This window comes from Coleofasciculus sp. A1-SPW-01 (assembly GCF_040217205.1).
Classification (GTDB): domain Bacteria; phylum Cyanobacteriota; class Cyanobacteriia; order Cyanobacteriales; family Coleofasciculaceae; genus Coleofasciculus; species Coleofasciculus chthonoplastes_A.
Genome location: NZ_JAVJNP010000161.1, coordinates 1 through 10,832, shown reverse-complemented (window position 1 = coordinate 10,832; position 10,832 = coordinate 1). Strand labels below are relative to the sequence as shown.

Below are 10,832 nucleotides of genomic sequence, written 5' to 3'. Positions count from 1 at the left end.
CAAGTCTCCTAAGCTTTACTCTGTAACCTTCTAAATCCGGTATTTCTGAGCTTTTCTTCGAGCTGAGATAGAGGAGTTATTGTTCCTTATTTTATTTGCGTAAGTAATACGCAAAAATACTGATTTTGTCCAAAGTCCAATCTGGTTGTAATGTCAGATAAATATCCGCCAACCACTGCGTAATTTGCTCCAACGCGCGATTAACTTGTAGCCAATCCCCAGCCACCACCACAAAATCATCCCCATAGCGCACCAAATTAATTCCCTGACTCAAACAATGGCGGTCAAACTCCGTCAAATACAAAGAAAGCCAACGCCCCCGACAATATCGCCCCCTGCAATACTCCCTTACTCGGAAAGAAGCGCTGTTTACCCATCACAATTCCAGCATTTAACTGTGCCTCAATCAGTTGCAGAAGAATCGGTTCTACCCCCAAATCTTCTAAATCCGTCAGCAACAGCGCATGGCAAAGATGATCAAAAAACTGAGTAATATCCGCCTTCAACACCCAAGCGGGTTGAAACTGGTAAAACGAAAATAGATGCTGCACCGCCATCTGAATTCCCCGCCCTGGGCGATAGGCATAACTACAATCAAGAAAGGCATCTTCCAGAGGTAAATAAATCTCATCCAACAGCCAACGCTGAACAATTCTATCCCGCACCACCGGAATTCCAATTAACCGTTTACCCCCCTTAGCTTTATTCAAATAAAACCCTTTAGCTGGACAAGGATAATAACACTCCTGTTGCAATTGATGCTGCAACACAGCCAGTTGCTCATTCACTACCAAAGCAAACCAATCCGTCGTAATCCCATCAATCCCCGCACTCCGACTCCCTCGACGCACCTGTCCCCAAGCCGCCCCCAACTGAGCTAAACTTAATCGCATCAACAACTCATACCCCTCCCTGTAAACGCCAACGGTTCCATTGTGAGGACAGCAAATATGAGTTTGTATTTGAGTTCTCAGGTGTCGTATATAAATTAGGATATGACTTCAACACCACAGAACTAAATCTCGCTCACACGTATAAGTTGATAGGGTTACTTCAACCGCCGAATATAGAAAGCATTGTAAGCTTCAAGAGGTAAGCCCGTCTCCGAGGGAAACATGTCAATACCTGAGCTACTTGAAACCCATTACCGCGATCGCACAACACCCAAAGTATTCCAGCGTGGTGAACAGTACTATCACTCCGGTGCAGTGGTGAGCTGTTGCTCCAGAGGCAATACCATCCAAGCTACCGTAGAAGGCAACGAAGTTGAACCCTACCGTGTCAACCTCCAATTTGACCGGGCTGGAATTAAACAGGCAAATTGCACCTGTGCCTATACTTTTGAAGGATGGTGCAAGCATATTGTCGCCACAGCACTGCTTTGTCTGCACCAACCCGAAACTATCCAAGAGCGCCCTTCCCTAGAGCAATTACTAGATCAACTCAATCTTGTCCAAACACAAGGGCTGATCCAAAAATTGGTCGCCAAGCAGCCAGAGTTAATTGACGATATTGATAACATTGTTACCCAAATCACCCAACCCATTCCCCAAGCTCCAATCAGAGCCAAACGTCAAACATCCGTAAATCCCCAACCCTATCGCTCTCAGGTTAAGTCTCTGATGAGAAATGCCTTGCGTTATTGGGAAGAGGGATATGAGGATAACCCGATTGAAGAGGAATTACCCGATATTTTGGCACAGGCTCAAGCCTTTAGTGAACAAGGCGATGGCAATAATGCGCTGGTTATTCTAGAAGCCATTACCCAAGCTTGTACCGAAGATTGGGATGACCTAGTTGAGTATGGTGGGGATAGTGATTATTTAATGTCACTCCTTGATCCAGTTTGGGCTGAGGCAATTTTAAGCGCTGAATTTCAACCCGGTGAGGAAGTCGATTTACAAATCAATTTAGAAGACTGGCAAGATCGGTTGGGAGCAACGTTTAACTTAGCTTCAGCCGCCTTGCGTCAAGGGTGGGATGATTTGGCATTACAGGCTGTCTTACGGGGAGAATCAACAGATTTGTGGGAGGATAATCGTCCCGATGATGCTGACCAACTTACTCGGATACGCCTCTCTATCTTAGAACGTCAACAACGGCAGGAAGAATACCTCAATCTTGCCCGTGCTGAAGCGATTGAACCAGAATATTTGACGATGTTAACTCGTCTGGGGCGTGTAGATGAGGTGATGGCACAAAAAAATCAACTCACCTGTGTTGAACAAGCATTAGAAGTCGCCAAAGCACTGCGAGAACAAGATGCTATACCTGAAGCTCTCTTAATTGCTCAACATGGACTAACACTTCCAGAATCCATGCCATCTCATTCCTATTGGGCAACCCTAAGCCAGTATAAACCCTTGGGCATCCATCGCTATCAACTGGCAGACTGGACGAGTAACTTAGCCGAGGGGTTGGGTGAACAAAAAGCGGCACTTTCTGCCCGAATAGAAGCCTTTAAAGCACAGCCATCTTTCAAAGATTATCAAAGCGTGCAGCATTTAGCCGGGGAGAACTGGTTAACGGTGCAAGGTGACTTGCTTGAACATCTGCGGCAATGTGATAGTTGGAGTACCCAAGAAGCCCAGGTGGATATCTTCTTGCACGAAAAGTTAATTGATGATGCCATTGCCGCATTAGGACGTTATTGTCGTGACCCCTTAATCCATCGGGTAATGGATGTGGCGATTTTCCATCGCCCAGAATGGGTGATTGAACAAGCTCGTCACCATGCAGAAGATATCATAAATCAGGGTAAAGCGAAGGCTTACGATGCAGCGGTGGAGTGGTTGCAAAAAGCTCGCGCTGCTTATTTCCAGTTAGGGCAACAGAGTGAATGGAATGATTACCGAACTCAGTTGATGACGACTCACGCTCGCAAGTATAAGTTGATGGGGTTACTTAAGACGATTTAAAAACTTCCGCCATCGTAACTGAATGGTTGGTTTGTGGATGAGGAGGATAAGGAGATTTACGTTTGCAGCGCTCTGTACAGCTTATTCGAGGTATTGATAATCAAGTCGTTGAGGCGGTTCTACTGACTCTCGCACAGAACCACATTGATGACTTTGAAAATCTATGGAAAGAACAGCTCAGGCTATATGGTCAAGAGGATAAGTATTGGGATTGGCTATTTAAGAAGCGCATTTCTATTTCTAGGGACAACTATGAGAGTTACGCCATCGAGTACCAGGGAAAAACCCAAGGATTACTATGGATTGAAACTCAGCAGCATCGTTCCCAGGTTGAAGTCGGACACAGACTTATCTACATCGAAGCCCTAGCTTCGGCACCTTGGAATCGAAGGGCGATTCAACGACCCCCTGAGTTGAAGGGTGTGGGAACCTTATTATTAAACTTTGCAAGGTTCAGGAGTTTAGACTTGGGATATGAAGGTAGAGTCGCTCTCCATGCACTACCTGGGGCAGAAAGATTCTACGATTCAAGGAATATGATGAACTTTGGAGCTGATTCTGATAAAGAGGATTTGATTTACTTCGAGTATGGACGACTCAGACGGTAGTTAATCAGTAAGGGCAATAGCAGATGCATTTTGATTGGGAAACATTCACCTATGACTCAGAATGGCTGAGGGAAGCGGTTCGCATTGAGGATGAAGCGGACTGTGATATTAGCGCTGGGTTTGACTGGGGTGCTAATCTAGGAGCGGTGATGGCTCATCCAGAGAGATATAGCCAGTTGGCTCGGTTGCGCTCAATTGTAATACGAGAATTCAAGGAACTGCTGGTGGATTGGAATTTAGGAGTAGGAGCCGAAGCCGCGCTAATTTGTGGACGAGGATTACTGATGGAGCGGTTGCTTCATCCTACACCAGAGGTGCAGGAGCGGTTATTAGCTGTGTTGGAGGAGGATTTAGCAAGCCCAGAGAGAGATAGCAGTTCTAAGCCACTTCGAGCTGGGTTACAAGAATTATTGCAGGGAATTTTGACACCAGAGGACTGGGAACTGATTGCGGTAACGGCTGGGAACTCCGTGCGCGAACAGGTAATCGAGAGGGTGCAAACGGCGAAGACGGCTTAAGCCGTGTAATGATATTCCAACTCCTGTTGTGAGGTTCTGCATCTGTAACCTCTCAATCCGATGAGAAATGGCTCGTTCATCGTTGAGTTGTTTCAAGGCGATAATCAACTGATAGTGCACGTAGGATGCTGATTTCTCAACTTGAAGTTAGAGAGAATAAATGGATATTTGGAATAATCTTCAATACCCCATTCTCATCATAAATATAGCTAAACAAGGACAGTTGACCGGGAGAGACATTACCATTGCGTCCCCCATGGACAGCGATATGACAAGGCGTACACAAAGGAATTAGATTGGACAGTCGGTTGTCCTCTGGCATAAAATTAGCATGATGCACCGATAGCGTCGCCATTGTCCACTCCGAACGAGTGAGATTGGATGGCTTTTCGCCTGGACGCAGACATTGTTTCCCACAGTGGCGACAGCGCCAAAGAGCAGCTTCTTTGACAGATAGGGCGATGTCTGACCAATTATCGGCGTAGCGCTGGCGGTTGATTGGCATCTTCGGGAGAAAAAGTATCTGAGAACAGCGATAAGCACAACTATTGTATTCGGAATGGGGTTGCTAGTGCAGCGGGCATAAAAATACTTGAGCAGCTTCGTAGATACGATGAAGCAGGGGGAGCAGAGGGAGCAGGGGAAGCGGGGGGAGATATTAGCTGTTCAGTTATTTCTGCCTTCTTGCACTAGGATAGCGATCGCTCGTACAAAAGCTCCCAGGTTGCACTTGTTTATGATATCTGCTTTTTCGTCAGCCTGTTAACAGGTTGGTATTTGAAGCCGCGCTGCATTAGATTTATTTTCCGTTCCCCGCTATCCCTAGAACATCGGTTCAATCGCCGAATTATCTACTGAAATTCCTAAAAAACAGTCACCTCAGCAACTAAACAATTCCCGTTTTGACCTTAAACAGACGTGCCATGGCACATCTGTACTTTTTACTGAGTATTTTCCTCAAAAAATGAGGGACAAGTGAGGGAAAAATTACACCCAATTAGCGTATTATTAGCCAATTGACGCTAACCTAAGCCCTTACACCTTACAGTTTTGAGTGAATATTATCAGCTATTCCCCTCAATTATCCCTCCTAAAAATTCCAAACTTGCCCCAAATAATCTTCCTTAGGATAGTTTTTTAAAGAAAATCGATCCGATGAATCAGTTTTGCGCTAGGTTAATCGATATACAGCTCCCCACTACCAGAGCAAGCCAAGTGTTTGTTCCCCCATTTAGACTCCAAACCCCGGTTAACACCCCTTCCGGAATCAGCACCTAACTCCACACCTTTCCTCCCGCAGCTAAAACAGGTAGCCGCCATGAACCATGAACAAAACAACTGAAATTAAAATCCGAGTCACACCGACTGAGAAAAAAAGCTGGCTGATTAAAGCTCAAAAAGCTGGGATAAGTCTTTCCGAATATCTCAGACGCTGCGCTTCCCGGCGAGAAATACCCACTCAACCACCAGAGGTCAACTACTACTTAGTCCTCCAACTGGGTCGAATCAGCAACAGTCTCAACCAACAGGTTTTAGCGATGAACGCGGCTGTAACATCCGGACAAGACATTTCCAATATCGCTGAAGCCACAGAAGCCGTTGCACAAGTCCTCGACTTACTCAAAACTGTACAATCCCAACTCCTCAACCCACCTGAATCCCTAGACGAAAAATGATTGGCAAAATCACCAAAGGCTCCGACTTCAACAGTCTGCTACGATATATTGAAAGCAAACCCGACGCCCAATACCTGGGTGGCAATATGCTAGGCACCACCAGAGAAGAATTCTCTCAAGCCTTCCACCTGGTTTCCCGCCGTTCCAACCGAGTCAAATTTCCCGTTGCTCACATCTCCTTAAGTCCCCACCCCGACGAAAAACTCTCTACACTCCAAGTCTTGCAATTTGCTCAAACCTACCTGAACAAAATCGGATGTTCTGAATGCCAGTGGGTTCTCTACTCTCATAACGACACAACCACCGAAGAAGGTAAAGTGCGATCGCATTTCCATATTGTAGTCAATCGGGTGCAAATCACCGATGGATTAACCGTATCCTCCTGGATGGACTGGAAGCGTTCTGAACGAACCCTCAGAGAACTAGAAAAACAGTATAATCTTACCCCAGTAACACCAAGTTGGGACAGTGAAAAACAGGCTCCTTCCACTGGACAGGAACGGCGACGCCGACGGGAGACATTCCAATACGAAAGGGGTTTGCGTTTATCTCCCCCAGAGAAACCTATCAAGCAGCATCTCCAGGAAACAATTGACCACTTCACCTCTATTCCTCTGACGTTACCTAACCTAATTAAACAACTAACCACAGCCGATGTGAATGTCCGCATTTCTGCCAACGACTCCGGAAACCTTACTGGTATCAGCTATGGCTTTAAGGGACTCGCTTTTAAAGGTTCCCGACTGGGAAAGGCTTATACCCTAAGGGGACTGCAAAAGTATCGAAACGTCAGCTATGATTCTTCCAGGGATTATCTGCAAATCCAGCAATTGTGTAACTCAAAAACACCTCCCTCTGATAGCCGCTCTACAAACTCGACTCAAGTCTCTTCCACTCAATGGCATCGCACTCAGTTTGTTGCCACAGTTCTCAAGAATTTGCTGGCTAGCCAAAAGACAAACTGTCTCAAAGGAAGGAATTACCAAGCCACCCTAAAAGCTGGACAATTATCCCTAATTCATTTACCTTCTAATACTGAAATTATGAGGGCTAAATCGAGTGAAAATACCTGGGAACCCCTTACGGCTTTCCTCAGTGACCAGCACATCAGGGACTTTAAAAAGATTCACGCTCAATTAGCACAATTGAACAAACCTCAACAAAACAAAAACCACTCATTTGTTAAATTTTAACCTATATATAACAATCCTAAATAGATTGCGGTAAAATCCAATAACTAAAAAAATGACTATTAAATATTAGTTATGCGGGGTATACTTAGGTTGAAAATGGGGGAGACAATAACCTGTCTTTTGACATCACGATAAACTCCGATTTCCTCCCCCTGCTTGCATGGAAGTCGTCAAAAACTTATCCTGTGCTGCTTCTACCAAAAAACCATCTTCCATCTGAATAATCCGATCAGCCACGTCCAGAATCCGATTATCATGGGTAACCAGCAAAATTGTACACCCTTGCTCTTTAGCTAAACGCTGCATAATTTCGACAACATCCCGACCCGATTTTTTATCCAGGGAAGCCGTCGGTTCATCAGCCAGGACAATTTGGGGATGACTGGCTAACGCACGGGCGATCGCAACTCGCTGTTTTTGTCCCCCAGAAAGATTCTCTGGATAGTAATTGAGGCGATCGCCTAAACCAACGGCGTTGAGTGTCTCGGTTGCGAGTCGATCGATATCTCGATTCAGGTAGCGATCGTGCAGTTCCAAGGACATGCGGACATTCTGCTTCGCCGTTAGGAATGTAAGTAAGTTGTGTGCTTGAAAAATATAGCCAATTTTTTGCCGCACTTGCATCAGTTGACGCTTACTCGCACCACACATTTCTTGTCCCAAAATCGTGAGACTGCCTTCTTGAGCCGATCTCAATCCACCAACGAGTGCTAATAAAGTGGTTTTCCCTGAACCCGATGGTCCAGTCATAATCACAATCTCTCCGGGGTAAATATCTAGATTGATATCAAATAATACTTGTTTACGGAGTTCACCTCGACCAAAGTAATGATTGAGATGGTGAACTGAAATTACAGGGTTAATTGGTGAAGTATAATTGGGCATCTTTTCTACTATTTTTAGTGATTTTTGGGAGGCTTAAAATAACTTTAATTAATGATTATTTAAACATAAACTTTGTCCGCTTTAATAATAAAGTTTCAGAATAATCAAATCCTTACTATTCCCCATTCCCCATTCCCCATTCCCCATTCCCGATTAAAAAATATCCGCCGGATCAGCTTGCTGCAATTTTCGCAACGCGATCGCGCCGGCACCAACACACATAATCATCGTCAATGCCAACACCGTTATCGCACGAGAGAGTTTCATGCCAATGGGTAAAAGTGTGGCAGACTGAAACAGGTTATACAGTCCACTAGAGAGTAAAAACCCTGGCACAAAGCCCAAAGCGGCTAACAGCAAAGCCTCTTGAGTGAGAACTCCAATCAGATAGGCATCACTATAGCCCATTGCCTTCAATGTCGCGTATTCAGGCAAATGATCAGAAACATCAGTGTAAAGAATTTGATAAACAATCACCGCTCCCACCAAAAAGCCAATCGCCACACCCAGGTTAAACGTTGGGCCGATCGCCGATCCCGTATTCCAATAGGCAAGTTCACGAGCGGCAAATTCATCAATCGTTAAGATCAGTAAATCATCGGGTAAAATCTCTCGTAAATCTGACCGTACCTGCTCAATATTGGCATCAGAGTTGACTTGAATAATCCCTAAATCAATGTCATCTACTTGTCGTTCAGGAAACAAGCGCAAAAAAGTAGAATCACTGGTAATTAAACTACCAATCGCTGAAAAGGAGCTACCCAGTGTAAATAATCCCACAATTTGAATTTGCAAATCATTTGCCTGAACCGAAAGCGGATTCTCTTCTTCCAGCAACGCGGGAACATCGCCAATTTGATCCAGGGTTCCGGCTCGGTCAAATAAGGCGTGATTTAATAACTTCAGTTGATCGAGTTGTTGATTCACATCCGGCAAATTAAACGCGGGCTGATTCGGCTCGATTCCATAGACAAAGATTTGACGACTGGCTTGGTTATCCGGATTGCGCCAAGCGGCTTGACCAATATATAGTAAGCTAACGGACTCGACACCATTAATGCCTGCGGCTTGATAAAGATTCGCTCGTGAGAAACTTTTGATCGATGCCAGATTATCTGACAATTTATTCACTAAAAATAAATCCCCTTGGAGTGTCGTATAAGGACGAACCTGGGAATCATAGAGAGCATCTCTGACTCCCAGTTGAAAAAACATGAGAAAATCAGCAAAGGCAATGCCTGCGATCGCAGCCAGCAACCGTGCCTTTTGGCGACTCATTTGTAACCAAGCAAGTGGCGTTTTGCGGAAGAATTGGTGAAACATGGCAATGATGGTGAGGAAAGGGAACTCTTAACAGGGAATAGTAAGAGATTGAGGAGTTTGACAATTTTTAACTCAACCTGACTAAATTAAAATTTAGGTACTTACTGAGTCGTCGTGGATGGCGCATCCAGTTGAATCGCCACTTGGACTTGCAAATTGGTTAAATTAGCCACCCGTTGGCTATCGTCTGGATTGAGTCCAATTCTCACTTGGATGACCCGGCGATCTAGATTTTCTCCCGGTTCACCACTGGTAACTTCTTGTTGCAGCACCTGTAATCCAATCTGTTGAACCGTTCCCCGCAGTTCACCGGAAAAGGATGAGCTGGTAATCATTGCAGTTTGACCTTCCCGAACCTCACCAATGTCAGTCTGATAGACTTCTGCGACGACTTGCATCTGGCTGGTTTGTCCTAACTGGGCGATACCTGTGGCGTCCACCACTTCTCCAGATTGGGCATAAATATCCAGAATTCGACCAGCGATCGGGGCGCGAATGTAGGCTTCAGCCAGATCCGCTTGCGCTTTTTTCACGGCGGCTATCGCCCTATCCACCTGCGCTTGGGCGATCTGCACATCAACGGGACGTATCTCTGCAATCTTATCTAAGTTAGCTTGAGCTTGTCGGATTTGCTCCCGAATTGTGTCCGCACTTTGGTCTTGTTGAGCGCTGGCTTGGTTCAATTGTGCTTGAGTGGTGTCCAGAACCAGTTTCTTTTGGTCTAACTCCGAAGCCGAAATCGCACCTTCTTGATAAAGCCACAAATAGCGATCATACTCAGCCTGGGCAGTTTTGACTTCAGCTTGCCAACGAGCGATCGCGGCTTGTTGGGTGGCAAGTTCCCCCTCTAGATTTTTCTGAAGGCGAACAATTTCCGATTTTTGAGCCGCAATCTCTCCAGATTTTGCCCCGGCTTTCACCTGGGCTAATTCAGCTTGGGCGACTTTGACCTGGGCTTGGGCTTCGAGTAAGGCAGTTTGCAGACGATTTTGGGAATTCATAATCGCGATCACCTGATCCGCCTCAACGGAATCACCCCGTTGCACCAACAGTTGACCCACCCGATCATTGCTTAACGTCGCCGGGACAGAAACATTAATCACCTCGGCGGCGGGTTCGATGCGTCCCAAAGCGGTGACTTGGCGAACTGTGGGTACTGTTTGCCGAACTTCAGAGGGTTGACTGGTGGGTTGAACTTGGGAAATACCATAAAATGCAGTAGTCCCTGCGATCGCGGTGGCGGTAATAATCAGGACAAGCATTCCTCGATTTGAAGGCTTAGGTAAGGATTGGAGGTTCATGGTCACTCGTGTGAAGAGCGGTAAGTAGTCGGGCTTTCATTAACGTTAACGGTTGAGATCACCGAACAGGGAACAGTAGGGATTTGAGGCTTCTTTGCATTTCCTAGTACAGCGGAAAGAATTGATATTCAGGTACTTAGTGAAGTAGAAGAGTAGAAGGGTATCTCTCCCATCTTTTGTTCCCTGTTCGAGAACGGAGTATTATCTAGACAAAGACAAAGCGATCGCTGTCTAAACTGAGTTGTTGTGGAGTAATACCTGCAATCACACCAATCAGGTCATTATCGAAAAATAGGGCGGTTCCTTGGGGAACATCAGCCGGGGTTGCACCTAAGCTGAATGTACCGGATAGATTGGCGGGAAGTTCAATCAAATCTTGAGTTAAATCAAAGTCTGTAATTAGGGCGAAG

Annotated in this window: 11 protein-coding genes and 1 pseudogene; 5 read left to right on the top strand and 7 right to left on the bottom strand. The window is 45.6% G+C overall.

The features are described from left to right. Positions 1–91 precede the first annotated feature (91 nt). Entirely contained in the window at positions 92–298 is a 207-nt protein-coding gene (locus tag RH949_RS24545; RefSeq protein ID WP_446356828.1) for a hypothetical protein, read from the bottom strand. Then, complete coding sequence (locus tag RH949_RS24540; protein ID WP_446356826.1) at positions 285–893, bottom strand: reverse transcriptase domain-containing protein; 609 nt, start codon at positions 891–893, stop codon at positions 285–287. The genes RH949_RS24545 and RH949_RS24540 overlap by 14 nt, the downstream gene beginning before the upstream one ends. 222 nt (positions 894–1,115) lie before the next feature. On the opposite strand from RH949_RS24540, the gene RH949_RS24535 reads away from it, so the two are divergent. The 3 genes from RH949_RS24535 to RH949_RS24525 all read left to right on the top strand — a co-directional run bounded on the left by RH949_RS24535 (position 1,116) and on the right by RH949_RS24525 (position 4,044). After that, positions 1,116–2,918, top strand: coding sequence for an SWIM zinc finger family protein (locus RH949_RS24535; protein ID WP_446356824.1), 1,803 nt, complete (start codon positions 1,116–1,118; stop codon positions 2,916–2,918). Positions 2,919–2,980: 62 nt separating this feature from the next. Then, on the top strand, positions 2,981–3,526 hold the full coding sequence (locus RH949_RS24530; protein ID WP_446356822.1) for a GNAT family N-acetyltransferase: 546 nt from the start codon (positions 2,981–2,983) through the stop codon (positions 3,524–3,526). A gap of 23 nt (positions 3,527–3,549) precedes the next feature. After that, positions 3,550–4,044 carry a hypothetical protein gene (locus RH949_RS24525; protein ID WP_006102570.1) on the top strand — a complete coding sequence of 165 codons (495 nt, stop codon included), beginning with the start codon at positions 3,550–3,552 and terminating at the stop codon, positions 4,042–4,044. Positions 4,045–4,180: 136 nt separating this feature from the next. Here the strand turns inward: RH949_RS24525 and RH949_RS24520 are convergent, their stop codons facing one another. Continuing rightward, positions 4,181–4,549: an HNH endonuclease gene (locus RH949_RS24520; protein WP_006102457.1), complete on the bottom strand. Its 369-nt coding sequence runs from the start codon at positions 4,547–4,549 to the stop codon at positions 4,181–4,183. Positions 4,550–5,369: 820 nt separating this feature from the next. On the opposite strand from RH949_RS24520, the gene RH949_RS24515 reads away from it, so the two are divergent. Both RH949_RS24515 and RH949_RS24510 read left to right on the top strand, forming a co-directional pair. After that, positions 5,370–5,720, top strand: a complete 351-nt coding sequence (locus RH949_RS24515) for a plasmid mobilization protein (RefSeq protein WP_446356819.1) — start codon at positions 5,370–5,372, stop codon at positions 5,718–5,720. Next, positions 5,717–6,913: a relaxase/mobilization nuclease domain-containing protein gene (locus RH949_RS24510; protein ID WP_446356817.1), complete on the top strand. Its 1,197-nt coding sequence runs from the start codon at positions 5,717–5,719 to the stop codon at positions 6,911–6,913. The genes RH949_RS24515 and RH949_RS24510 overlap by 4 nt, the downstream gene beginning before the upstream one ends. A gap of 126 nt (positions 6,914–7,039) precedes the next feature. Here RH949_RS24510 and RH949_RS24505 read toward each other — a convergent pair whose 3' ends face one another. From RH949_RS24505 to RH949_RS24490, 4 genes and pseudogenes are all read right to left on the bottom strand, one after another. Beyond that, positions 7,040–7,798: a DevA family ABC transporter ATP-binding protein gene (locus tag RH949_RS24505; protein WP_446356815.1), complete on the bottom strand. Its 759-nt coding sequence runs from the start codon at positions 7,796–7,798 to the stop codon at positions 7,040–7,042. A 153-nt stretch (positions 7,799–7,951) separates the two neighbouring features. Continuing rightward, entirely contained in the window at positions 7,952–9,121 is a 1,170-nt protein-coding gene (devC, locus tag RH949_RS24500) for an ABC transporter permease DevC (RefSeq protein ID WP_446356813.1), read from the bottom strand. A 101-nt stretch (positions 9,122–9,222) separates the two neighbouring features. Then, positions 9,223–10,422, bottom strand: a complete 1,200-nt coding sequence (locus RH949_RS24495) for an ABC exporter membrane fusion protein (protein WP_006102400.1) — start codon at positions 10,420–10,422, stop codon at positions 9,223–9,225. Positions 10,423–10,627: 205 nt separating this feature from the next. Then, positions 10,628–10,832 (bottom strand): annotated as a pseudogene (locus tag RH949_RS24490) (hypothetical protein); the annotation flags it as partial.

Coding starts and splice junctions, on each gene's coding strand:
- RH949_RS24540 (WP_446356826.1), bottom strand. CDS start 893: ATGCGATTAAGTTTAGCTCAGTTGGGGGCGGCTTGGGGACAGGTGCGT.
- RH949_RS24535 (WP_446356824.1), top strand. CDS start 1,116: ATGTCAATACCTGAGCTACTTGAAACCCATTACCGCGATCGCACAACA.
- RH949_RS24525 (WP_006102570.1), top strand. CDS start 3,550: ATGCATTTTGATTGGGAAACATTCACCTATGACTCAGAATGGCTGAGG.
- RH949_RS24520 (WP_006102457.1), bottom strand. CDS start 4,549: ATGCCAATCAACCGCCAGCGCTACGCCGATAATTGGTCAGACATCGCC.
- RH949_RS24515 (WP_446356819.1), top strand. CDS start 5,370: ATGAACAAAACAACTGAAATTAAAATCCGAGTCACACCGACTGAGAAA.
- RH949_RS24510 (WP_446356817.1), top strand. CDS start 5,717: ATGATTGGCAAAATCACCAAAGGCTCCGACTTCAACAGTCTGCTACGA.
- RH949_RS24505 (WP_446356815.1), bottom strand. CDS start 7,798: ATGCCCAATTATACTTCACCAATTAACCCTGTAATTTCAGTTCACCAT.
- devC (WP_446356813.1), bottom strand. CDS start 9,121: ATGTTTCACCAATTCTTCCGCAAAACGCCACTTGCTTGGTTACAAATG.
- RH949_RS24495 (WP_006102400.1), bottom strand. CDS start 10,422: ATGAACCTCCAATCCTTACCTAAGCCTTCAAATCGAGGAATGCTTGTC.